The sequence below is a fragment of the Dokdonia sp. Asnod1-B02 genome, from assembly GCF_045063955.1.
Classification (GTDB): Bacteria; Bacteroidota; Bacteroidia; order Flavobacteriales; family Flavobacteriaceae; genus Dokdonia.
Map to the genome: position 1 here is coordinate 2353316 of NZ_JBEFNW010000002.1, position 24099 is coordinate 2377414.

The following is a 24099-nucleotide window of genomic DNA, read 5'->3' on the forward strand; positions in this document are numbered from 1 at the left end:
AGACAATAAATGATTCCAAAAAATATCAATAAAGAACATTTAGAAAAAGCTATCAAAGAGATTGATAAAGATGGTATCAGAAAAGGAAGGCATTCGTCAACTTATGATTTGATTCATAATGGCAAATCTTATCCACCAAAATTAGTTTTATCCATAGCTAATAGATATGCTAATGGCACAGAACTAGATTCAAATGATTTTGGAGGTGGAAAAGGCAGCCCCGCATTTGAATTAATGAAAGCTGAAGGGTTCGAAATAATTCCAAAAAATGACCCTATAAAATCATTGATTGAAAACTATAAAAAACGAATTACCCAAACAGAATTAAAGGATGAGATATACAAATGGGAGCTTGTAAATGAATATAGAGGACGACCAAATCCTGAAACTCCTGATTTTTATAAAGAAATAAAAGACGTCAAGTTTAAAAACTTAATCTATGCAATGGGCATGGCAGTTATTAATCACTTAACTAAAGATAAGCCAGAAGAACTGCGTCAGCTTTTTATCAATCTTTTTGACGAGACCAAAGACTTAACTGAAAGGGTGAAATCTTTCAACAAAGACACACTCAAAATTTATAGAGAACTAGGAGAGACTCTTCAGCATCATCAAGATGAGAGGTCAATTGCTACATACTTAACATTTTACAATTCCGATAAATACACTTTTTACAAATCCTCTTTTTACAAAAAATATTGCAAAATATTAGGTATTAAAGAGGCCAAGAAAAACGAAAAATACACGCATTATCTTACGCTTATTGATGATTTAATTGAAAATTATATCGCCCCTGATAGTGAGTTAGTCGAACAAGTAAAAGACTTAATACCCGAATATTATAATGGTACTAATCATAAGTTACTAGCGCAGGATATCCTTTTTCAAATGTTGGACAAAAAACAAGATACTAACTACTGGATTTTCCAAGGCAACCCAAAAGTATTCGATTTTGAAACTGCCTTGCAAGATGAAATTCTAACTGATTGGACGGTTAGTGCTCATAAAGACAAAATTAAAGTTGGAGACAAAGTAATATTATGGATAACAGGCAGTAAATCTGGATGTTATGCACTTGCTGAAGTTACTGCTGAACCACACAAAAAAACCTCTTCACCAGACGATCACCTTTGGAAAGGAGAGGACAAAAGTGAATTGAAGGCTGACATAAAGATCACTCACAACTTTGTGGACTCACCAATACTTAAATTTAAAGTTGACTCATTAGAGGAATTAAGAAATTTAAAAGTTGGAAATCAAGGCACAAATTTTTCAGCTACTAAAGATGAATTTGAATCCTTATTAGGTCTTGTTACCAGCAAAGTAAAAGAGCAATATTGGCTTTATGCTCCCGGAGAAAATGCCCGCAATTGGGAGGAATTCTATAAAAATAGAATCATGGGACTTGGCTGGGATGAGATTGGAGATTTGAAACAGTACAATAGTCGTATTGACATAAAAAAGGCTTTAGTAGATGCGTATGGCGGTAAAGGCTCAAAAAAGAATGATGTTTCAGCTAATGATGATTTTCTAAATAAAATCAATATTGGAGATGTAATAATTGCTAAGAAAGGTAGAGGTGAATTACTTGGCTATGGTGTTGTTACTTCTAATTATGAATATGACAAGAGTCGATCGGAGTATCATAAGATTAGGCTAGTTGATTGGAAATTAAAAGGAAATTGGAAAGTAGATTTTAGCCTCGTGCTTAAAACATTAACTGATATAACCAAATACTCTTCCGACCATGCAGACTATAACACATATTATGAAAGACTCCTTGGTATAATGGGACAGAATAATGAAACTAAAAAACTTTCAGACATGAATTTATCATTAAACACCATTTTCTATGGCCCTCCAGGCACTGGAAAAACACATATCCTCAAAAACCAATACATGGATATGTTTACAAGCTCTGAAAGCTCAATAACAAGACAAGACTTTCTAAAAGACATAATTCAAAATTGTTCTTGGTGGCAAGTAATAGCTTTGGCAGTTTTGGAATTAGGAAAAACAAAAGTTGCAGATATTTTTAATCACGAATATGTGCAAGTAAAAGCTCTACTTTCAAATTCTACAACTGTTACACCTACAATTTGGGGTCAATTACAAAGTCATACTGTTGAAGAATGTGAAAATGTTAAAGTTGCTAGAAGAATGCCTCCAATGATTTTTAATAAGACAGAAAAATCAGAATGGGAAATTCTTCAAAATGAAGTCGAAGAACAATCACCTGAGCTGTTAGAACTTAAATTGAAAATTGAAAACTTTGAAAGTTTTCCTAATAAAAGAATTGAGAGATTTGAATTTTTAACATTTCATCAATCATATTCTTATGAAGACTTTATTGAGGGCATAAAGCCAGAATTAGCAGAAAATGACGTCTCCTATATAATCGAAGAGGGTGTTTTTCATAAAATGTGTAATAGAGCGAGAAATGACTCCTCAAATAATTATGCAATTTTCATTGATGAAATTAACAGAGGTAATATTTCTTCAATATTCGGAGAATTAATAACTCTTATTGAAGATGATAAACGAGAAGGGAAGCCAAATGAAATAAAAGCTACTCTACCCTATTCTAAAAAACATTTCTCAGTACCAAACAATCTATATATAATTGGAACAATGAACACTGCTGACCGAAGTGTCGAAGCATTAGATACTGCTCTTAGGAGAAGATTTTCATTTATCGAAATGAACCCTGAACCAGCAAAATTAAGTACAGAAGAGTTTAAATGTACAGGAATCGATTTAGAAGCTTTATTAAACGCCATAAATGCTCGAATAGAAAAACTACTTGATAAAGATTATTGTATTGGTCACTCCTACTTTATGACTATTAAAAATCGTCAAACACCAACTGCAGAAATTAAGACCATTTTTCAGAATAAAATCCTCCCTCTTCTGCAAGAGTATTTCTACGGTGATTGGGGTAAAATCCTTTTAGTAATAGGGAAAGAATTTGTAGAAACTAAAAAGGACTCTATTAAATTCTTATCTACTGAAAGCTATGAGGATTTTGAGGAGTATGATGAAAAGCCTATTTATAGTTTCACTGACCCATCAAATTGGACATTAGATTCATTCAAGACAATTTATGAGTAACCCAAAAAACATATTACAAGTTTTTGAACACCATACTTTGAAAGTTGATGAGGAATCAACTTTTAAAATGGTTCACTTTAATGCACTTGAAAAGTATGGCTACATGACAAAGGAAAAATTCTTTTCGGTAGGTAATAAAAGAATTAAATTTAATAATTACGTTGGAGTTATTCAAGTCAAGAATCTTACAATTGAAATACTTCCCAAAGCCGATAATAACGGAGAAGATAAAGCTTCAAAAGATAAATGGCATAATGCACTGATTACAATGCTAAAAGAGTGCAAGTTGATCAAGATTAACACAATATCTAATGCTAAACTAAAGCTAAAATCGGCATCTATTTTAGACTTGTACTATGACCTGTTTTTATCTGAAAGCGAAACGATTTTCAAACACGGCTTAAGGAAAAACTATAGATCTATTGAAGAGAACCTTAATAAAGTAAAGGGCAAAATTCTCTTCACAAATCACATTCGTAAAAATGCTTTTCATAAGGAACGATTCTTTGTTGAGCATAAAATATTTGATGCTGACAACAATCTAAATCAAATACTGCTAAAGGCTTTACTAGTTCTAAAAACAATAGCACATAACCCCAATCATAATATTAGGATTAACAAACTACTCTTAAATTTTGAGGATGTTTCGGAAGAAAATATCACTGATAAATGGTTTAAAAAAATAAAATTCGATAGAAACACAGAGAGGTATAGACAAGCAATTACTTTAGCAAAGCTTATTATTTTAAGATACTCTCCAGATTTAAAAGGTGGAAATGAAAACGTATTAGCAATTATGTTTGACATGAATATGCTCTATGAAAACTACGTCTATCGAAAATTAAAGAAATTACAAAATGATTCAGCTAATCCAATTATTAATGTAAAAGAGCAAAATAGGACACCTTTTTGGGAGACTAGAGGCTTAAGAGCAGATATCGTTGTAGAAACCAAAGATAAAAGGCTCGTAATAGATACAAAATGGAAAGTGTTGAAAGATAATAAACCATCAGATGCCGACCTCAAGCAAATGTTTGTTTACAACCTGCATTATAATACTGACTTGAGTATTTTGCTATATCCTAAAACAACTTTAGAATCCGCTAACAAGAAACCATTTAGAGATGAGAAATTTAAAGCCTTGAATTGTCAAGTAGCTTTTACTGATCTTTTCAATGATGATGGAAGACTAGAGAAAGATTTAGGGAAAAGGATTTATAATGAATTATTAAAAGAAGAAATAAAAACTGGTGTCAATAAAGAACTGAGTTAAAAAATAAGCCTACTCCTACCCTTCCACTCCTCTACAAAACCATTACTAAACAACCTCAAATCCATCCGCTTGAGAATCTTCTTTGTTATTTTATCGGTGTTCTTGTTGTCTGTTTCTTGTAAGAATAAAAAACAGCCTGCTCCTATCTTAGCAATGACTCATCAAGAAAACAATGGAATACGATGCACAGATAATGGATGTAGTGGTTCATACACCGGAGCAGAGTTTATAAATGGAGATGATGTTGCGCATCAATTCTCCAACACCATGAGTAATGCCGTAGGCAAGAAGCTAAAAGAACTCTATCGTGAAGAAAAATATAGAAAAGTAGATTTTGCCTCCATAACCATGAGCACCCAAGGAATGGGAAGCGGTAAAGTCGTTTACACCCTTGTGATACCCTTTACAGCTGTTAATGAGCCATGCGATGCTTTTACTTCTTTTGACCACGTAGGAGGCTGGAATCACACACCTGCATTAGCTAGAAGAAAAAAAGAACTTGAGGCAGTGACTATGACAGGTCATAAATTAGCGATAAGTAAGCTAAAAACAACACCTGAGGGATTACAAGAATATTGGATCCAATGGAAAAACAAAACAACGCAATCAGATTGCGAGTAAGGAATTGTGTTGAAGAAGAATACTTGTTCGCAGTGGCTCAGTAAATGCTGTTGAGCTAGTCTACATTATTATTTAAGGGTTTCCTGATTTTGTTTTGCTATCTGCCTTATTTAGGAGGTAATTTTATAATTTACGCTCGGTAAGACTTATAAGAGACTTTATTATTACCAAACAACTAACAAACCATTCATTACAATCAAAAATTAATCATGAAAAAATTATTTCTTTTAGTACTCATCAGCTTCACTTTATTAGCATGTTCATCAGATGATAGTCCTACAATCCTGGAAGAAGAAACTAATGCTTCTCTTAAGCTTTACAAAAGAACAAACAGTTATTACGATGGTGTATTATCTTCAACTCAAGAAGTATTTTACAATAGTGAAAGTAAGATTGAATCTGTTACCTTAAATGAGGTTGATTATTTAAATAGAACTTTTACAGTTAATTACACCAATGGCAATGTAAGCGGAATTACTCGATACACAGATGTAATTAATCCAAATGGAATGGATGAAACCATTAACTACAATGACATAACGCTAACCAATAATACCATAATTCTTGTCTCTGACGCTTCTGATAAAACCTTAGAAATTGAATTTTCTAACGGCTATGTAAACTCAACAAAGTTCTACTCAACGTCAATGCCAAGTAGCCTCTTCGAACAAATATTTACTCGTAATTCAAACAATCAACTTATTTCTAATACTACTGGTTCCGACAGTTTTGAATATTCAGATTTTGATGCTGACAAACAATTGGATCCGTATGGTAGCGTCATGGAATATGAGCATAGTACATTCTTTATGATATTTGGTCTTAAGGTATCGAGAGATAATCCTTTGACCGCCACTTACAATGGAAACGATGGAGATCCTTATAGTAACATCCTAGAATATGACGAACAAGGTTACGTCACGAAAGTGAGTTATGATTCATCAAACTCAAATTCAAACTATTCTGAACACCAATATATTACAGAATAAGCGGGTTCTAAACTTTGTAAGATGAGTAATAGACTTTCTGAAAATAAGATGCATTTTAATTAGAGAGTAATTTTATAGTTTGCACATCAATAACCATTAAATACACTTTACAAATCACTTGAAAAAAACATTTATCATAGCAATTAATATTTTGATTTTAGTTGGGTGTCAATCCAAAATCAAGAATGACTTGACTACTGAAAGCCCTTCTAAGCAACTGAATAAAATCCGGAAAGAAACTAAAGTTTTTGGTGATAGTTTGAAAATAGTATATGAATATCGTGGAGATACTGTGATTCAAGAAAGAATTGATTTGAAAGAAATATCAGAAGATAATTTTGATGATTCATTTACGGTGGTTTCTGTCTTTTCTCGTAAGGAAAAATCTAATTTGTTATGTACAGAAATGTTCAAAATGACAATTGACAGTATGGATTTCCAGTATTGCTATGATGATATATTTAGCAAATTAGAAGCTGATCTTCTTACAGCTAAGAACGCTGATAAACCTTGGAAAGTAGAAGGTCTTAATGAAACTAAGAGAAAAATAATTGATTATAAAAATGGTACAAAAACAGATTTAAAATGGATAAAACGTCACTTTGTGTTTGATTTAATATTAGACTTAGACTTTGAGATTTACGACAATAAATACAGATCAGAAATTGAAAGCATTATCATCGAAAAGTATGAAACTAACTTTTCTGGAGGACACCAATATTATTTTTTAAACAAAGAACGGGATACAATTTCAACATATAATATTCGGGATTGGATTATTTAATTCTAAAGAACATAAAAGACTAAAAATCAATTAAATTACACTCAACCACACCAATGAAAAAACTACTACTTCCCCTACTCCTAGTTGGAATTCTTATTGCAGGATGCAATCCGTCAACTAAGAAAACAAATACGCTACAAGAGTTCTTCAGTTATACTGAGAATGGCGATACCTTAATCAGTGCGCATCGTGGTGGTAAAAGTTATGCAGGCTACCCTGAGAACTGCTTAGAAACCATGAAATACATCAAAGAGTCTATTCCAAACGCGTTGTTTGAAATTGACGTTGCAAGTAGTGAGGACGGCGTTCTATTTCTTATGCATGACAGTTCGCTAGAAAGAACAACAACAAGCTCTGGAAGAGTAGATCAAAAAGATTGGGAAACACTCTCCCAACTCCACCTTAAAGATGATTTTGACTCCATCACTGATTATAAAATCCCGTTATTTAAAGATGTGCTAGACTGGGCAAAAAAGGAAAACGCCATACTCACGGTTGACATTAAGCGCAGCGTTGATCCAGAACTTGTACTCCGTTTCATAGAGGAAAATGATGCCTTAGAACAATCGGTGATTATTACTTACTCTATGGAGACGGCACAGCAACTTTACAAGTTAAATCCTGAGGTTGTACTTTCTGTTAGCATTAGAAATATGAAAGAGTTTGATACAGCTGCTAGCTCTGGCATTCCATGGAAAAATATGGTGGCTTTTACGGGAACCATAGAATCAGATCCATCATTATATGCCAAATTACATGAACAGGGAGTGATGTGTATGCTAGGAACTTTAGGTAACCTTGATAAAAAAGCAAAGGCAAGAGGCGATGTCCTCTATAACGAATGGACAAAGCTTGGCATAGACGTCTTTGCAACCGATAGACCACTTGAAGTGCAAAAAGCGCTTTCAAAGTAGCAAATCAACCAGCAACACCTAGTATTAAAATAACCGAGTAACAGCATTTACAACCTTAGATTATCGTACCAATGAACAGACTAACACTTCTACTCCTTTCAATCGTATTAATTTCTTGCAACAACACCGAAAAGAAAGAGCAGCTTCCAGAGAAAAAGCAGGTAGTACAACCAACAATTAAATCCATAGAAGAAGTTAAAAGCAAAATCAAGCGTTTTAATGATTTCATCCCGAGCGATTATGAACTTGTGATTTCTAGAAATGAACTCAATAAGGTAATGTCAGATTTTAATAAAGACGGCGTTTCTGATTATGCGGTATTACTAGCCAGCGGAAAAAACGACAGAGACTACTCAAACACAAAAGACGTGCGACTTGCGATTTTTGAAGGACAAGCGGATGGTTCTTTCGTACTCAAAAGCCAAACCGGTAATTTGACTTCGGCCTTTTTACATGTAAACCCTAACCGAAGAATAAAAGTTGCCAGAGCAAATGTGATTAGTGTGAAGCACGAATCGATGAGACATGATTATGAGTTACAAATCAAATATGATAAAACATACAACGACTATATGCTCATAGGCTCTGAATACAACAACTACGGCAACGCCGCAAAAGATGGAGCAGGAAACATAAGCTCAAATTTCATAGAAGGCAAAAGAGTGTCGACTATTGGTAAAAATAAAACAACGACTTTAGATAAGAAGCTATTGCCTATTTCGGAAATTAACGATAGTACTGTTTATGAATTGATTGGTGGGTAGGGTTTTGGTTGAAGTTGAAGTTGAAGTTCAATAATTTGAACACTGGCTAATTTTAGATATATAATAGATATGAAAAAATTAAAAATCTGGACCATAATTTTACACTCATTCATTGTAATAATTCATAAGTCCACCATCTCGGTGATGTTCTTTATCGAATTTTTCATTATACAAAGATGGCTCGCAAATAACGGTGATTTTTCAGATTCTTTTACAAGTCTCATGCTTACTGCCTCAATAATTTCGGCACTTGGAAAACTATTAATCATTACAAGCTTCTATGTAAAAAAAGTAGTTGTAAAAAATCTAACTGGTATTATTGGCCTAGTACTATTATATTTTTCCTTCAGATATGTAGCTTATCCTAGTTTACCCGATACAGATTTTCATAAATGGGCATTTTGGTCAGGAATTCCGTTTATAATTGCTTCTATACTCCTATTTTATCAGCAATTTACCGTTCTAAAGAACAAATTTTCAAAAAAGAAATCAGAGGTTACAGATGTTTAAAAAAGCTATTGATTAAAGAATCTAACACTTTGCCATACCTCAAAACCACCATCTAATCAAAAAACCTATTAAACCAATAGTTGTTTCACGCTGTATAAAGGGAGATTACGCTCAATGAAGATGAGCAATTAACTAACTACATATCAATACTCTAAAGATAGTTTTGTGTCAATATAAATCATAAAACTTTTGACATGCCTACAGAAACAAAAAAATCAGACAACATTCTTGAACAATTTTTAAGCGAATTTGAAACCTTAGTTTCCGGAATTACCGAGCACGCATTAAAAAATGCAGAGGACGAAGATGAAAAAGCGGTGATACAATCATTTGCTCCATCACTTAATAATCAAATTTTTGAACTCAATCAGTTTATTAGAGAAGGTTCAAAAAAATCTTCAAAATAACAAGAACGCGATGTACTTGAAGTTTTAAAAATAAGCTCAGGTGTATCACTTGCCAAAAATGCAAAAGGGATGTTCCCAAGTATAGGCTCCCTCGTAGGAAAACTTGGAATTGATAGAATTATCAAAGAAATTAAAAAGATTATCTACACTATTCTTGATATGATAGGTATCAAACTGCCTAAATGGTTGGATAAAATCATTAACCTTATTGATGAAATAATCGCATTTATCTTATCAGGAGGCTCTTCAAAAATGATGACTACATTTTCTATTCAAGAGCAGAATTACTTGAACGAATTAACGCAGCTAGCCAAATTAGAGCAAGCGCACCAATTCAAGTTCCAAGAGGATGAAGATGAAGAATAAGTCATCAGAATAAAAAAGCTGCAGTAAGCAGTTAGCGTTCTAGTCCATTACTACAAGCTTTTAATTCAATCTATGCTATTATAAGCCTTTGGCTCACGCTATAAGTTGTGGCTCATGATTGTATTAAGAGCTTGTTTTTTTATAGATATTATAATTGCTGTTACGCTTTCGCGAAAGCGTATACTTCACTATAAATTCTTGTATCTTTAATGTAAGATAAATTGCTATTCACTATTAGCAGATTAGAATCCATAAAGTTCCACTTCCCAATCTTTGATTATTATTTATGCTAGAAACTATCAGACTAAGGTTTGAGCCAATATCTCCAAAACATCTAGAAGATGCTGCAGATATGTTTTGTACTAATAATCGCGTTATGGCATCTACACTAAAAGGCAGCGTTTTTACTAGAAGCGAATTTGATTCCTTACTTCATACAGATTTTATAAATGAGCAAGAGCCTGTATTTGGCTTCTGGTGCATTATATTGAAAGAGAGCAATCGTTTTATAGGAGTCTCTGGTATCCATAAAATTAAGTATCAAGATGAAGAGTATTGTGAATTTGGTTTTATATTAAACGATAGTCACTGGGGTCAAGGTTTTGCCACAGAGATAGGTTACCACTGGATTTCATATGCAGCGGAAACCCTACAACTTGACCAGATTATTGCCACTGTAAGTCCGCACAACCTAGCATCTAGAAGAGTATTAGAAAAACTTGATATGAAGTATATGGATCAAGTAACATCTGAAGATAGAGGCGACCGCATTATCTTAGGTAGGACGCTCTCATAGCATTTATTACAATAGCATATTTGGAATATTCATTCATACCAACTTACAAGACTACATTTCTTTTAAGTACAGGATTCTCAATAGTTGTACGCTTTCGCGAAAGCGCACTAATCCATCAATAACTTCCATTAAAGACTGAAAGACATAATAAACGTATATTTATCGCTTTGTTATTATGTAAATATCTTAATACGCTTTATGCCATCATCTTCCCTCAATAATCTCTACAAGTACTTAAATAATGAAGGCGATGAGCGGGTTTGTAAAGGCATTACAGATGAGGCCTGTAAACATGTTGCTACAAACTACTTTAGTATACTCCTTACACACACCTTTACAAAACTAGGTGATACACTAAGTAATCCTAAAACAGTGCTCACATGGCTCATGAATTATGTGGGAGCACCGGTTTTTCTCATAAGTCTAATTGTCCCTATACGTGAGTCTGGTGCGCTTATCCCGCAAGTTGCTATCTCAAATTACGTGAAAAAGAAACCCATACGTAAGTACATATGGGTGGTAGGTGCTATTATTCAAGGTCTTGCTATTGCTGCAATAGGGATTGTGGCATTACAATTTGAAAAACAAACTGCAGGATGGTTAATTATTATATGTTTAATCATTTTTAGCCTTGCGCGTGCTCTAGCTTCTGTGAGTTCTAAGGATGTAAAAGGAAAGACTATCCCAAAAACAAGAAGGGGAAAACTAGGAGGATATACCTCGTCTTTTGCTGGTATTTTAGTTCTTGTTGCAGGTTTGTACATTACCTATAAGTCTAAAACTAATGAGGATATACAGTTTTATACAAACCTCATATTTTTTGCGGCTTCGATGTGGATCATTGCAGCGGTGATTTATGCTTTTATAAAAGAATTTCCAACAGACATTACAACAGACGAGAGCGAGCAAAACAGTATTCTAGATAATATTAAACTACTTAAAGAAGATAGCCACCTAAGAAACTTCGTGATCGCAAGATCGTTATTACTCTGCTCTGCCCTATCTGCACCGTTTTACGTCACATTAGCACAAAATAACGTTGAGGGAACTAGCTATCTATTAGGGTTACTCATTATCTCAAATGGACTTGCCTCTATTGTAAGTTCGCCATCCTGGGGTAAACTAGCAGATAAATCTAGTAAAAATACGATGGCATATGCAGTTACTATAGCCTCGCTTTGCGGTATTGTACTAGTCATTCTTGTAAGCTTTTCATCTAGTTTAAAAACACAATTATGGTTATACCCCTTGGCGTTTTTTATCCTCGGTATTGCGCACAGTGGCGTGCGTCAAGGTAGAAAAACATATGTTTTAGATATGGCAAAGGGTAATGAAAGAACAAATTATGTCTCTGTAAGTAACACCATCATAGGGATTATTTTACTTTTTACAGGAGGATTGAGTGCTGCGCTATCCTTGATATCCGTAGAGGTTGTTATCGTTGTACTATCTATTTTAGGCTTTTGGGGTGCCATAAAAAGCTACCGCCTACCTAATGTCGAAAAAGAGAACGGGTAATTATGAGCCAATTTATTACTGAGTTCTCATTTCAAATCTAATGGCATGGGTTGATACAAATCCAATGTTCGCGAAAGCGAATAATCACATCCCATTTGGTTGCATACTAAAAAGCAAGTAAGTTTGTTATTCATCCAAAACATAGCAACCAGAACCTACTTATCATGACACAAGACCTTACTAATCTAGCCTTTAACCTTCTACCCGCAGTGATCGTCGCGTTGCTGGCATATTACTTTTTTAGCCAGTACATAAAGGAGCAACAAGGACAACGCAGATTTCAACTTCATAAAGACAATCAGGCAAATGCGTTACCTCAAAAATTACAAGCCTATGAGCGCATTACGCTCTTCCTTGAGCGCATCTCCCCAGGCAATCTAGTATCGCGTGTAAAGCCTTACAGTGATGATGCAAATGAATATGAAGCGCTTTTATTACGCACCATTACAGAGGAATTTGAGCATAATTTATCACAGCAAATTTATATTACTCAAGAGTGCTGGAACGTGGTGCGCACTGCCAAAAGTGCAACTGCAGCCCTCATTCGTAAGACTAATATGAGTGATAAAGTTGATACGAGTGACAAACTGCGTGAGACGATCTTACGTGATCTTATGGATACGGCAGCTCCTAGCGACACGGCTTTACAATTTATCAAACAAGAAGTAAGCGAGATTATCTAGTTATAACGCGTTTATACGTTGCAAATAAGCGATTTCTTGTTCTGAGAGGTCGCTTTTTATAGTTACAAGCATAGCGGCTATTTTTGGATTTTTAAGGGCATTAATAAGTAACTTTCTTGCGCTTTCGCGAAAACGCCAAACGTGATGTACACTAGCTTCTATAAGATTATGTAAGCTCTCCTCCTCATAAGATTCTAGCTGTCTTAAATAGTTAAATGCATTCTCCCGTAGCTGATACGGTTGAGATGGCGCTGTATAACCTATAAGCTCTTTATAACGAGCTAATGATGCTGCAGGCTTATATTGTGGTGTCGCCAGGGATAACGCAAGCCACAGCGTTCTTATATTGCCATCTGCAAAACCCAGCTGATTGTCCATGAGATTTAGTACTTTGCGTTGTGACGTAGGGTCGTTACGCTGCTGGTGATATACCCACAACTTAATCATGGCCTGCTCTCGAGTGACATAGCTCTTATCACTAAGTAGCTCATAAAACTCAAGTACCAGCGCTTCTGGAACTTCCTTAAGCGAACTAGCAATAGCTTGTCTTATAAACACATTCTCTGTTTCCATGGCGCTTTTATATGCCGGAAGCGTAGCATTTATTGATTCTTGCGAGAGCTGGTAGATTGCCTCTGCGCCTAGATAATCGTTATTTGTAGCTATGGCATTCATGAGCGCTGTAAACTTAGAAGAAAGTGCTACTCCTCTACCCGACTGCAATTGGAAATACTGCTGCATGAATGCGTTTTCCTTGAGGGAAGCAAGCGCTTCCTCAGCTTGAAAAGCGCTCTGATACAACCAGTTTTTCTTAAATGCAGTGAGATCCACGTTTGTTACTGCGGCCACTTCTGCCATAAATAGGTCTGTGGTTACGTTTTTGTAAGCGTAGTTAGTCAGGTAATTTCTTACTGCGGTATCGAAAGCTTCGGCTCCTACTTGTTCTCGTAGTATATGCACTGCCCACGCGCCTTTTTGGTAATATGTGAGGCTACTCCCTCCAGCAGCTACGAGTCTCTGCCCTTCGCCCATATCGCTGAGTTCACGTAGCTGCTCTGCGGTTTCAAAAAGCTTGAAATAAAAATAATCATCTCCAAAAATCTCACGCTCTGCTAGCAATGCGTAATACGTAGCAAATCCTTCATGCAGCCAGTGATGCTCACTACTAGTTTCTGTCACTAAATCTCCAAACCATTGATGCGCCAACTCGTGAGCGTTTACATTTACATAATTGCGATCTGTAAAGCCTATCTCATCTACCATAAAACTATCTGAAAACACAGTGAGGCTTGCGTTTTCCATGCCTGCATACAGAAAATCCTTTACGGGAACTTGCTTATAATCTTGAAAAGGAAACGGCACACCAATCGTGGTTTCTAAGAAGTCGAAAATATCTTTAGAGTGCTTGTAAGTGGTAGCGACCTTAAGCGAATCCTCTGGACGGTAATAATATTCCAACGGAACACCAGAACTAGCAGTCTCGCTCTTCATAACATAATCTCCTGCTACGAGCGCAACGAGATAGCTAGAAATAGGCTGTTGCATATCAAAAGAAGAAAACAGAGCCCCATAATCCTTTAAAACTCTATTGCCTTTTCCATTTGCTATAATCGTCTTGCTGTTATGTCCAGCTACTTTTAAGTCAAAAACAATCTTATCGTTCATATCATCAATACTCGGTAACCAGTGCGATGTATACTTTCCTTGTCCCTGTGTCCAGAATTCTTCTTTGCCGTTATTATTTACAAAGTAAGCCGCTTTTGATGGTTTCACTTGATAATCAAATTGGGCTTTGTAAGTCGTACCTGCCTTAAATTTCCCAGTGAGCACAATGGTACTATCTGTAGCAGTGACAGTGATTGACGGTGTTTTATCTACAACCTTCATTGCGACGCCATCCATGACTACTTGATCAACATTTTGTAATATCGTAAATGTAGTTTCAACAGATCCTAAAATGGATTTACTGTCAAAATCTAAAGACAAGGATGCATTGATGGTCTTAAAATCAACAGTAGCGGTTTGTGCAGATATCTCTTGAGAATACGCTTTCGCGAAAGCGTAACAAGAGATTATTAACAGGAATAGGTATTTCATAATTTAAAAATAACAACTTTTAAGCCACTATCTTTTAAATATCAATTCGAAAATCTGAATTAAAGACCTTATTTTTACTTTAATGAATCCCACTTTTTTACAAACTCCCATAGATTACCTCAAAGGCGTAGGTCCTAACAGAGCAGACTTGCTCCGTTCTGAGCTGGGTATTCATACCTTCCAAGACCTAATGCACCTGTTTCCTAATCGATATATCGATAAAACGCAGTATTACAAAATAGGCGAACTAGAACGTAATAATGCCGATGTGCAAATAATAGGCAAGTTTTCAGGACTCAAAATGATAGAAGGAAAAGGGCGACGACTCGTCGCTACTTTTAAGGATGAAACTGGGCAAATGGAGCTTGTGTGGTTTAGAGGACATAAGTGGATTAGGGAGAGTATAAAGCTCAATACTCCTTATGTAATTTTTGGAAAATGTAATTATTACAACGGTAATTTTTCCATGCCTCATCCAGAAATGGAGCTACTTGCAGATCATGAAAAGAGTATCAAATCTGCGATGCAACCCGTCTACCCATCTACCGAAAAATTGAGCAATCGAGGAGTCACAAATAAGGTGGTAAATGGTGTGATGCAAACTCTCTTTTTAGAGTGTAAAAATCACCTCTTTGAGAGCCTCTCAAAACCCATCCTAACTGAACTTAAATTGATGCCAAAAAGAGAGGCACTTTTGAACGTTCATTTCCCGCAATCTCAAGAGCATTTAGCAAGGGCACAATACCGCTTAAAATTTGAAGAATTTTTTTACATTCAGCTACAATTAGCATTCAAAAATGTTAACCATAAAACTAAAATAAAAGGGTATCCATTTGAAAAAATAGGACTTAATTTCACCACCTTTTATAACGACCATTTACCCTTTGAATTGACAGGTGCACAAAAACGAGTGCTCAAAGAAATACGTCATGATCTAGGTACAAATGCACAGATGAATCGTCTTTTACAAGGAGATGTAGGTTCTGGAAAAACTATTGTGGCGCTCATGTCAATGCTTATGGCACTTGACAACGGTTTTCAAGCTTGTTTGATGGCTCCTACTGCCATCCTGGCAGTGCAGCACTACCACGGTTTAAAAGAATTGTGTAAAGAGCTGAATACCAGTATTTCACTACTACAAGGTTCAACCAAAACTTCAGAACGTAAAATCATACACGAACAGCTTGAAAATGGCGAGTTAAACATCTTAATTGGTACCCACGCGCTGCTAGAAGACAAGGTGAAATTTAAGAATCTTGGGCTTGCTGTGATAGATGAGCAACACCGTTTTGGGGTAAAACAACGAAGTAAATTATGGCATAAAAACGAGTACCCTCCACATGTACTTGTGATGACCGCCACCCCTATTCCGCGCACCCTCGCCATGACCGTTTATGGAGACTTAGATGTGAGTGTTATAGACGAACTTCCACCGGGTAGAAAGTCCATAAAAACAGTGCATAGATATGACTCAAATAGGCTCAAAGTTTTCAAGTTTATTAGAGACGAAATTGCACTAGGAAGACAGGTCTATATTGTATACCCATTAATCCAAGAATCTGAGGCGATGGATTACAAAGATTTGATGGATGGTTATGAGAGTATTTCGCGAGAATTCCCCATGCCAAAATATCAAATTTCCATCGTCCACGGACAAATGAAACCAGCCGATAAGGAGATTGAAATGAATCGTTTTATCAAAGGCGAAACACAAATCATGGTCGCCACTACCGTTATTGAAGTTGGCGTAAATGTTCCCAACGCCTCAGTGATGATTATAGAAAGCGCAGAACGTTTTGGGTTAAGTCAGCTACACCAATTACGTGGTCGTGTAGGTCGTGGCGCAGAGCAGAGTTACTGTATCCTGATGACCAGTCATAAGTTGTCAAGTGACAGTAAAGTGCGTTTAGAAACGATGACACGCACCAATGATGGTTTTGAGATTGCCGAGGTTGACCTAAAGCTACGTGGTCCAGGTGATATTACCGGAACTCAACAAAGCGGCGCCTTAAACCTCAAGATAGCCGATATTATTAGAGATAATGATATTCTTAAAGTAGCCCGAAGCTACGCGTGGGCTGTAGTTAAAGACGATCCTACCTTTAAAAAAGAAGAAAATCAAATTGTGCGATTCATGTATGCTCAGATGATGAAGTTTAAAAATATCTGGAGTTACATATCTTAATTACTCAGCTAGCAACTGCGCTACAAATTCTTCAAACTCCTTTTTAAACTCGAGGTGCTTCTCCCCTGTTGCAGTACCGTTATATCCAGTGTGGATGCGTCTCACAGTTCCTTTCTTATCTACAAAAATGAGTGTAGGATATGAAAGCACATGATTAAGCATAGGTAGCTTTTCGGTAGCCTTTTTTTTATCAGAATCTCCCCATTGCGCTAGAAGTATCGGATACGGAATGTCTAATCGTTCTTGCATACGCTTAATGCTCGCAAACGCCTTTTCCTTAGTGGGCGCATATTCAAAAGCCAAAGAAACTACCTCAAGATCATCTGATGGAAATTCTTTCAAATATTGTTTTATAAATTTTGATTCTTCCAAGCAATTAGGACACCACGTACCCATAAGCTTAACGAGTACTACCTTATTTTTAAATCGCTTGTCTTCTAGTGACACCACTTCCCCACTGCTATCCGGGAAAGAAAATGCAAGTCTATCATACCCCTCTTTTAAATAAGTCAAGGTGTTTGCATCTGGAAGTTCGTAGTTGTCATTCTTAGTTGCTACAAACGGCTCTTTCCAGTGATCACCACTATAAAAATGCCCCTGCAATGTACTATCTGTTACAGTTGCCACAAAGAGAAACGCATGCGCTCCATCAAAGGTTGATAGTCGAAGCTTGTCGCCATCTAACTTTCCCTCGAGATAACGGTAATCACCCGTTGTAGTTCTAAAAGTACCCGTAACAATATCACCATCTGACTTAAAAGTACCTTTGGCGATATATCGATCGTCGGCATTATCTGGACTAAAAACAGTCTCCCAACTACCATCTACCTTAACATTCGCTGTATTCTCGCTTAATACTTCGGCTGAGGAAACAAAACGTTCTTTTACTCCGTAATTCATTGTAAACGGTACCACTCGATCAAGACTTGGCTTTATAAAAGAGCCCGTTATTTGATTTCCGCTTTCGCGAAAGCGTCCCGCAAAATACCCTTCAAAAACAGGAGTTTGGATACGTATACTATCGCCATTAATCACAATCTCGTCCACCTCTATGCGCTCCTCTGCGTTGTAAATGGTAATAGTTCCATCGTCATTTGCCTCAAATATAAAGGGAAGTTCTTCATGATCTTGAACAGCTAGTGTAGCTCTCCAAAAGCCTGAATTCAACGTTTGAGGAGTGATTACTACCTTGTCTTGCTTACAAGAAAGAATGCTAATAAATGAGATGAGAATAAGTATCTGTTTCATAAATCAAAGATATACCAACACAGTCTCATTCTTTTAAAGTGCCTTACAGAAGTTTTAAATAGTAAGCTACGCATAACGTCTCACCGCCTAGTAAATAGAAAATGCCAAACACCTACAAAACAGTGTTTATAGTCACCAATTATTGAGATGACGGGTTGCTAAAACACGCTTTGGCGAAACTAGTTCCTAATTCACTTCGAGAAGCCTAAAAAAACTGCTGAGATACTCGCTCATCTGCTTTGCTCACTAGCTAGGTTATTCTATCTTTGACGTCTTAAAATCGCAACGTTTTATGAAGATTTCTTACAACTGGCTTAAGCAGTTTATCGATATAGATTGGAGTGCCGAAAAAACCGGAAACCTCCTTACAGACCTAGGTCTAGAAATTGAAGGAATAGACACCTACCAAAGTGTAAAAGGTGGTCTAGAAGGAATTGTAATAGGTCACGTACTTACTTGTGTGCAACATGAAAATGCAGACAAACTCAAGGTAACCACCGTAGATATAGGTGCAGATAAACCTGTACAAATAGTATGTGGGGCTCCTAATGTAGCAGCAGGACAGAAAGTGCCAGTAGCGACTATAGGAACTACACTTTATACAGAAGAAGGTGAAGCCTGGAAAATAAAGAAAGGCAAAATACGCGGTGAAGAATCTCACGGAATGATCTGTGCAGAAGATGAGCTAGGATTAGGAAAGAGCCACGATGGAATTATGATTCTTAATGAGGATCTTATCCCCGGAACTCCAGCTGCCGACGTTTTTGATATAGAAAATGATCAAGTTTTTGAAATAGGACTCACACCTAACCGTGCAGATGCAATGAGCCACTGGGGTGTTGCCCGTGATCTTAAAGCAGGTTTATTACAACATGAGGTTAATAAAGGCCTTATCACTCCATCTACGTCTTCTTTTAAAATTGAGAAGCGCTTGCATAAAATTGATGTTCAAGTTCTAGATGCAGAAAAAGCACCTCGTTATGCAGGAGTCGTAATAAGCGACTTAAAAGTGAGCGAATCTCCAGAGTGGTTAAAGCACAGACTTAAAGCCATAGGCCTCTCTCCTATTAACAATATTGTAGATGCGACTAATTATGTATTGCATGATCTAGGACAACCACTACACGCGTTTGATTTAAACAAGATTACAGGAGATAAAATCGAAGTGCGCACTGTAGAAGCAGGTACTAAGTTTACTACACTAGACGGTGTAGAACGTGAGTTACACGAAGATGACTTAATGATCTGTGACGCAGAGAAACCTATGTGTATTGCAGGAGTTTTTGGTGGAGCCCACAGCGGAGTTACAGAAAACACCTCTGCTATATTTTTAGAAAGCGCCTATTTTAATCCTGTCGCTGTACGTAAGACAGCTAAACGTCATGGTTTAAATACAGATGCATCTTTCCGTTTTGAAAGAGGTATCGATCCTAATATCGCAGAGTATGCTCTTACTAGAGCTGCGCTTCTTATTATGGAAATTGCTGGTGGAGAAATTACTAGCGAGATTGTAGATATTTACCCAAAGAAAATAGAAGACCAGCAGGTGTTCTTAAACTTTGATAATGCTACAAAACTTATAGGAGAAGAACTTCCTAAAGAAGTTATTAAAGGAATCTTGATGTCACTAGATATCAAAATTAACAATGTTACAGAAAGCGGTATCGGGATGACCATACCTGCTTTTAGAAACGATGTAACTCGCGAGGCAGATGTTATAGAAGAAATTCTAAGAGTGTATGGCTATAACAATATCACCTTTGGTAAAAAGCTTAATGCTACGGTGTCTTCAAGTTCAAAATTTGACGATCACAAAGTAAGCGACGTGATAGGAAACCAACTTGCCTCTCAAGGTTTTTATGAGATGATGGCAAATAGTCTTACTACACCTACATATACAGCACTTTCTGAAAATCTAAAGGAGGAGCATCAAGTTGAGATGCTTAATCCGCTAGGGAAAGAATTGAGTGTGATGCGACAGTCTATGTTATTTTCTGGACTAGAAGCTATCTCATACAACATAAACCGTCGTAGAGGAAACATTAAACTCTTTGAGTTTGGTAAAACGTACCATAACTATACAGAGGAGCGCAAGGAAGATAAGCACCTTGCCCTTTTTGTTACTGGAAGTCGCACCGAAGAATCATGGACTAACCCTACCACTCCTACTAACTTCTATTACCTAAAAGGTGTGGTAAGCGCTGTACTAGAAAAGTTAGGGATTAATAAAGTTCGATCTTCTGCAGTGAAGAATGATATTTTTTCTGAGGCCGTAGGACTTTCACTAGGAAAGCAACAAGTAGTAAGCTATGGTATCGTTAAGAAAAGTATTCTTAAGAAATTTGACTTATCACAAGAGGTGTATTATGCAGATTTTAACTGGGATGCTATTTTAGAGATTGCTGCTCGTAATAATGTCAAATTTAAGGATATTCCAAAATATCCTTCTGTACGTCGTGACTTTGCACTTTTACTGGATGCAAATGTTCAGTTTGAAGATATAGCAACCATTGCAAAGCAAACCGAGAAGCAACTACTTAAAGATGTTAATCTTTTTGACGTTTATGAAGGTAAAAATCTTCCTGAAGGCAAGAAAAGTTATGCAGTAAGCTTCTTGTTACAAGACGAAAACAAGACACTTACAGATAAGCAGATAGACAAAACGATGAATAAACTGCAACAGCGTTTTGAAAAAGAGTTAGGAGCTACACTTCGATAGTAAGGTAGCTGTACTATTTTGAAGCTCTTAGATACTTGATGTATCTAAGAGCTTTTTTTTGGCTCATATTTTCTTAACTATTTTGTTTAATTAATACATAAATCACCTAGTATCAATTATTCCCATTGACATTATCGCATTTGTATTGTATCTTTAAAAGAAAAAAAGATGCTATTATCCAGAACCAACATTCACGAAAAGTTACTTCGTGAGCGCAGTAAAAGTGAGCAAGAACAAGATATCCTAGCACAAGTACAACAGGTTTTTGATCAAGACCGCTTTCGCGAAAGCGGAATCCTCAAAACCCTAAATGGAGCTTCTGAGGCAGGTTATAATGAGTTTGACTTTGACTTACTCGAAACCTCAAAAATCTTCCACATTAAACAAATAGAGAAAATATGCGTAGACTATAGACTGCGTTTTCTCGATACCAAATACTTTAAAGGAAAATATCCTCAAGAAGTACTAGATAATATTAAGTACCTAGAAAATACGCATCACACGGAGCTTGATGGTTTTAAAATCATTGCACCTTCAAAAATGTTTGTGCTAGAAAAAGCAGATGACCCATTATTATTTGCTCCTATGGGTAATGGTTATTACTATTTGATACACCAGTGGGGTAATGATCTCAATCCTTTTAGAAAGCAATGGGCATGGTCATTTAAGTCTGTTGAGAACCTAATAGTCACGACTGTACTTATTAGTTTAATCGCCACGCTTTTAACACCAGACGGTCTTTTTACAAAGAATCAAGATTTTGGTCAAGATATTATGGTATTTTTCTTTATGTTTAAGTCCATCGGAGCGGTAGTTCTTTTCTATGCATTTGCATTAGGTAAGAACTTCAACAAAGCGATATGGAATAGTAAATACGACAAAACAAGATAAACTTACCAATATTATATATGAGCATACTTCCAGACTCTCGTTATGAAAAAATCCACACTGGGTCTATCATAGAAATAAAAAGATTACAGGCCATTCTAGAGGAAACAGACATTCCTAGTATAGTGAGAGATGATAACGAGAGTGCAAAGCTGGCAGGCTATGCCCTAGGCTCTCCTGATCAATCTAGATTGCTTGTTGATAAAGAGTATCTGGTAAAAGCAAAACATATTGTAGAAATTGCTCTTGAAGACTTTTCAAACAACGCACTATCTGACGAGGAATTAAACAATCTATCGCAACAAGAAGCGCCGAAAGTAACAATCAATAGAATCACAAGACCAGCACCAGAAAAGAAAAAGCCAGAATTATCTTCTGGCCGTCTTCTCTTATATGTATTTTTCTTAGGACTCTCCATCTGGAGACTCTCACCGTTACTTCAAGGTGAAGAGCTTCCTACTTTGCGCATTGTGCTAAGTGGAGGCCTCATTGTTTTTTGTAGCTATATGCTCATTACACACTTTATGAACAAGAGTAAGGCTTAGCCTTACTCATACATCGCCATACGTTGTTCTTTTATGCTCTTGTCGCTCATGTACTCATCAAAGTTCATGTAGCGATCTATAACACCCTTAGGCGTTAATTCTATCACACGGTTACCTACCGTGCTCGCAAACTCATGATCATGCGTTGTAAGCATCACAGTGCCCTTAAAGTTTTTAAGTGCATTGTTAAACGCTGTAATTGATTCTAGATCCAAGTGGTTAGTAGGTTCATCTACCATAAGGATATTTGCACGCTTCATCATCATTTTTGAAATCATGCAACGTACCTTCTCCCCTCCTGAAAGGACATTAGACATTTTAAGCGCCTCCTCACCAGAGAAAATCATTTTACCAAGAAAACCTCTTAAGAATACTTCTTCTCTTTCTTCTTCTGTTTGCGCATACTGACGTAACCAGTCTACAAGATTAAGCGTTCCATCTTGAAAGTAAGATGCATTATCTAGTGGCAAGTAAGATTGTGTAGTAGTCACTCCAAAATCAAAAGTCCCACTATCTGCTTGCTGGTTACCATTGATAATCTCATAAAAAGCAGATGTTGCACGGCTATCTCTTGAGAATAACACTGCCTTATCTCCTTTATTTAAGTTCATATCTACTCCCTTAAACAGGACTTCACCATCTAAAGTAGCGGTTAGACCAGCACAGTTAAAAATCTGATCTCCAGCCTCACGATCTCTATCGAAAATAATACCAGGGTAACGACGACTAGAAGGTCTAATCTCTTCTATATCTAGCTTATCAATCATCTTCTTACGAGATGTTGCCTGCTTAGATTTTGCAACGTTTGCAGAGAAACGAGCAATAAATTCTTGAAGTTCTTTTTTCTTCTCCTCAGACTTTTTATTCTGTTGTGCACGTTGTCTCGCTGCTAGTTGAGAAGACTCATACCAGAAAGTATAGTTACCACTGTAGTGCGTGATTTTATTGTGATCAATATCTGAAATGTGTGTACACACAGCATCAAGGAAGTGACGGTCATGCGATACAACAATCACACAGTTGTCATAGTTTGCAAGGAAATTCTCTAACCAAGAGATTGTCTCATAATCCAGGTCGTTTGTAGGCTCATCCATGATAAGCACATCTGGATTTCCAAAAAGCGCTTGTGCAATAAGCACACGTACACGTTGCTTACCATCAAGATCTGCCATCATTGTATAATGATGCTCTTCTTTGATTCCTAGGTTAGAAAGCATGGTTGCAGCATTACTATCTGCATTCCACCCATTCATTTCTTCAAATTTTACTTGAAGCTCTCCGATACGATCTGCATTTTCATCCGTATAGTCTGCATACAGTGCATCGATTTCTGCTTTGATTTCATAAAGAGGCTTGTTACCCATCACCACTGTCTCAAGGACATTATACTCATCATAAGCATAGTGGTTTTGCTCTAGTACAGACATACGCTTTCCAGCCTCTAGATGCACGTGACCAGAGGTAGGATCTTGTTGACCTGTAAGTATTTTTAAAAAGGTAGACTTTCCTGCACCGTTTGCACCTATGATGCCGTAACAGTTACCGTTAAGAAATGAAGTATTAACTTCATCAAATAAAACGCGCTTACCAAATTGAACTGAAAGATTAGAGACTGATAACATAAAAAACTTCTATTTTGAGCGTGCAAAAATACCTATAATTAAAGAAAGTTTAATCATAA

General features: G+C 36.4%; 20 protein-coding genes. 17 read left to right on the forward strand and 3 right to left on the reverse strand.

The window, feature by feature from the left end; all coding sequences use genetic code 11:
• The first annotated feature begins 9 nt into the window (after positions 1-9).
• The 13 genes from ACJJVU_RS10705 (at position 10) to ACJJVU_RS10765 (ending at position 12736) form a co-directional block, all read left to right on the forward strand.
• Complete coding sequence (locus ACJJVU_RS10705) at positions 10-3111, forward strand: AAA family ATPase (protein ID WP_405225173.1); 3102 nt, start codon at positions 10-12, stop codon at positions 3109-3111.
• The gene (locus ACJJVU_RS10710) at positions 3104-4384 is read left to right on the forward strand and encodes an McrC family protein (RefSeq protein ID WP_405225176.1); all 1281 of its coding nucleotides are present in this window, start codon (positions 3104-3106) and stop codon (positions 4382-4384) included. The genes ACJJVU_RS10705 and ACJJVU_RS10710 overlap by 8 nt, the downstream gene beginning before the upstream one ends.
• Before the next feature lie 69 nt (positions 4385-4453).
• A complete protein-coding gene (locus ACJJVU_RS10715; protein ID WP_405225179.1) occupies positions 4454-5005 on the forward strand; it encodes a hypothetical protein in 552 nt (183 codons plus the stop codon).
• A gap of 209 nt (positions 5006-5214) precedes the next feature.
• Entirely contained in the window at positions 5215-5994 is a 780-nt protein-coding gene (locus ACJJVU_RS10720) for a hypothetical protein (protein ID WP_405225182.1), read from the forward strand.
• Positions 5995-6112: 118 nt separating this feature from the next.
• Positions 6113-6778 carry a hypothetical protein gene (locus ACJJVU_RS10725; RefSeq protein ID WP_405225185.1) on the forward strand — a complete coding sequence of 222 codons (666 nt, stop codon included), beginning with the start codon at positions 6113-6115 and terminating at the stop codon, positions 6776-6778.
• Positions 6779-6831: 53 nt separating this feature from the next.
• The gene (locus ACJJVU_RS10730; protein ID WP_405225188.1) at positions 6832-7692 is read left to right on the forward strand and encodes a glycerophosphodiester phosphodiesterase family protein; all 861 of its coding nucleotides are present in this window, start codon (positions 6832-6834) and stop codon (positions 7690-7692) included.
• Between the two features lie 71 nt (positions 7693-7763).
• Positions 7764-8456, forward strand: coding sequence for a hypothetical protein (locus ACJJVU_RS10735; RefSeq protein WP_405225191.1), 693 nt, complete (start codon positions 7764-7766; stop codon positions 8454-8456).
• Positions 8457-8525: 69 nt separating this feature from the next.
• On the forward strand, positions 8526-8966 hold the full coding sequence (locus tag ACJJVU_RS10740; protein ID WP_405225194.1) for a hypothetical protein: 441 nt from the start codon (positions 8526-8528) through the stop codon (positions 8964-8966).
• Positions 8967-9160: 194 nt separating this feature from the next.
• Positions 9161-9373, forward strand: a complete 213-nt coding sequence (locus ACJJVU_RS10745; protein ID WP_405225197.1) for a hypothetical protein — start codon at positions 9161-9163, stop codon at positions 9371-9373.
• Positions 9374-9442: 69 nt separating this feature from the next.
• Complete coding sequence (locus tag ACJJVU_RS10750; RefSeq protein ID WP_405225200.1) at positions 9443-9739, forward strand: hypothetical protein; 297 nt, start codon at positions 9443-9445, stop codon at positions 9737-9739.
• A 286-nt stretch (positions 9740-10025) separates the two neighbouring features.
• Positions 10026-10535: a GNAT family N-acetyltransferase gene (locus ACJJVU_RS10755; RefSeq protein ID WP_405225203.1), complete on the forward strand. Its 510-nt coding sequence runs from the start codon at positions 10026-10028 to the stop codon at positions 10533-10535.
• 198 nt (positions 10536-10733) lie between these two features.
• Positions 10734-12053 (forward strand): MFS transporter, encoded by a 1320-nt coding sequence (locus ACJJVU_RS10760; RefSeq protein WP_405225206.1) that lies wholly within the window; start codon positions 10734-10736, stop codon positions 12051-12053.
• A 164-nt stretch (positions 12054-12217) separates the two neighbouring features.
• The gene (locus ACJJVU_RS10765) at positions 12218-12736 is read left to right on the forward strand and encodes a hypothetical protein (protein WP_405225209.1); all 519 of its coding nucleotides are present in this window, start codon (positions 12218-12220) and stop codon (positions 12734-12736) included.
• On the opposite strand, the gene ACJJVU_RS10770 is transcribed toward ACJJVU_RS10765, so the two are convergent.
• On the reverse strand, positions 12737-14833 hold the full coding sequence (locus tag ACJJVU_RS10770; RefSeq protein WP_405225212.1) for a M1 family metallopeptidase: 2097 nt from the start codon (positions 14831-14833) through the stop codon (positions 12737-12739).
• 82 nt (positions 14834-14915) lie between these two features.
• On the opposite strand from ACJJVU_RS10770, the gene recG reads away from it, so the two are divergent.
• Complete coding sequence (recG, locus tag ACJJVU_RS10775) at positions 14916-17018, forward strand: ATP-dependent DNA helicase RecG (protein ID WP_405225215.1); 2103 nt, start codon at positions 14916-14918, stop codon at positions 17016-17018.
• Here the strand turns inward: recG and ACJJVU_RS10780 are convergent, their stop codons facing one another.
• The gene (locus tag ACJJVU_RS10780; protein WP_405225218.1) at positions 17019-18266 is read right to left on the reverse strand and encodes a peroxiredoxin family protein; all 1248 of its coding nucleotides are present in this window, start codon (positions 18264-18266) and stop codon (positions 17019-17021) included.
• 292 nt (positions 18267-18558) lie between these two features.
• Between ACJJVU_RS10780 and pheT the strand changes: the two genes are divergently transcribed.
• From pheT to ACJJVU_RS10795, 3 genes are all read left to right on the forward strand, one after another.
• Positions 18559-20985: a phenylalanine--tRNA ligase subunit beta gene (pheT, locus tag ACJJVU_RS10785; RefSeq protein WP_405225221.1), complete on the forward strand. Its 2427-nt coding sequence runs from the start codon at positions 18559-18561 to the stop codon at positions 20983-20985.
• A 168-nt stretch (positions 20986-21153) separates the two neighbouring features.
• Positions 21154-21876 carry a hypothetical protein gene (locus ACJJVU_RS10790; protein ID WP_339844902.1) on the forward strand — a complete coding sequence of 241 codons (723 nt, stop codon included), beginning with the start codon at positions 21154-21156 and terminating at the stop codon, positions 21874-21876.
• A 17-nt stretch (positions 21877-21893) separates the two neighbouring features.
• Complete coding sequence (locus tag ACJJVU_RS10795; RefSeq protein ID WP_405225225.1) at positions 21894-22418, forward strand: putative signal transducing protein; 525 nt, start codon at positions 21894-21896, stop codon at positions 22416-22418.
• A gap of 2 nt (positions 22419-22420) precedes the next feature.
• Here ACJJVU_RS10795 and ACJJVU_RS10800 read toward each other — a convergent pair whose 3' ends face one another.
• On the reverse strand, positions 22421-24040 hold the full coding sequence (locus tag ACJJVU_RS10800; RefSeq protein ID WP_108878637.1) for an ABC-F family ATP-binding cassette domain-containing protein: 1620 nt from the start codon (positions 24038-24040) through the stop codon (positions 22421-22423).
• Positions 24041-24099: the final 59 nt, after the last annotated feature.

What these genes read in the sequence shown, in the direction of transcription:
- ACJJVU_RS10705 (WP_405225173.1), top strand. Translation starts at nt 10, where the DNA reads ATGATTCCAAAAAATATCAATAAAGAACATTTAGAAAAAGCTATCAAA.
- ACJJVU_RS10710 (WP_405225176.1), top strand. Translation starts at nt 3,104, where the DNA reads ATGAGTAACCCAAAAAACATATTACAAGTTTTTGAACACCATACTTTG.
- ACJJVU_RS10720 (WP_405225182.1), top strand. Translation starts at nt 5,215, where the DNA reads ATGAAAAAATTATTTCTTTTAGTACTCATCAGCTTCACTTTATTAGCA.
- ACJJVU_RS10730 (WP_405225188.1), top strand. Translation starts at nt 6,832, where the DNA reads ATGAAAAAACTACTACTTCCCCTACTCCTAGTTGGAATTCTTATTGCA.
- ACJJVU_RS10735 (WP_405225191.1), top strand. Translation starts at nt 7,764, where the DNA reads ATGAACAGACTAACACTTCTACTCCTTTCAATCGTATTAATTTCTTGC.
- ACJJVU_RS10740 (WP_405225194.1), top strand. Translation starts at nt 8,526, where the DNA reads ATGAAAAAATTAAAAATCTGGACCATAATTTTACACTCATTCATTGTA.
- ACJJVU_RS10745 (WP_405225197.1), top strand. Translation starts at nt 9,161, where the DNA reads ATGCCTACAGAAACAAAAAAATCAGACAACATTCTTGAACAATTTTTA.
- ACJJVU_RS10750 (WP_405225200.1), top strand. Translation starts at nt 9,443, where the DNA reads ATGTTCCCAAGTATAGGCTCCCTCGTAGGAAAACTTGGAATTGATAGA.
- ACJJVU_RS10755 (WP_405225203.1), top strand. Translation starts at nt 10,026, where the DNA reads ATGCTAGAAACTATCAGACTAAGGTTTGAGCCAATATCTCCAAAACAT.
- ACJJVU_RS10760 (WP_405225206.1), top strand. Translation starts at nt 10,734, where the DNA reads ATGCCATCATCTTCCCTCAATAATCTCTACAAGTACTTAAATAATGAA.
- ACJJVU_RS10765 (WP_405225209.1), top strand. Translation starts at nt 12,218, where the DNA reads ATGACACAAGACCTTACTAATCTAGCCTTTAACCTTCTACCCGCAGTG.
- ACJJVU_RS10770 (WP_405225212.1), bottom strand. Translation starts at nt 14,833, where the DNA reads ATGAAATACCTATTCCTGTTAATAATCTCTTGTTACGCTTTCGCGAAA.
- recG (WP_405225215.1), top strand. Translation starts at nt 14,916, where the DNA reads ATGAATCCCACTTTTTTACAAACTCCCATAGATTACCTCAAAGGCGTA.
- ACJJVU_RS10780 (WP_405225218.1), bottom strand. Translation starts at nt 18,266, where the DNA reads ATGAAACAGATACTTATTCTCATCTCATTTATTAGCATTCTTTCTTGT.
- pheT (WP_405225221.1), top strand. Translation starts at nt 18,559, where the DNA reads ATGAAGATTTCTTACAACTGGCTTAAGCAGTTTATCGATATAGATTGG.
- ACJJVU_RS10790 (WP_339844902.1), top strand. Translation starts at nt 21,154, where the DNA reads ATGCTATTATCCAGAACCAACATTCACGAAAAGTTACTTCGTGAGCGC.
- ACJJVU_RS10795 (WP_405225225.1), top strand. Translation starts at nt 21,894, where the DNA reads ATGAGCATACTTCCAGACTCTCGTTATGAAAAAATCCACACTGGGTCT.
- ACJJVU_RS10800 (WP_108878637.1), bottom strand. Translation starts at nt 24,040, where the DNA reads ATGTTATCAGTCTCTAATCTTTCAGTTCAATTTGGTAAGCGCGTTTTA.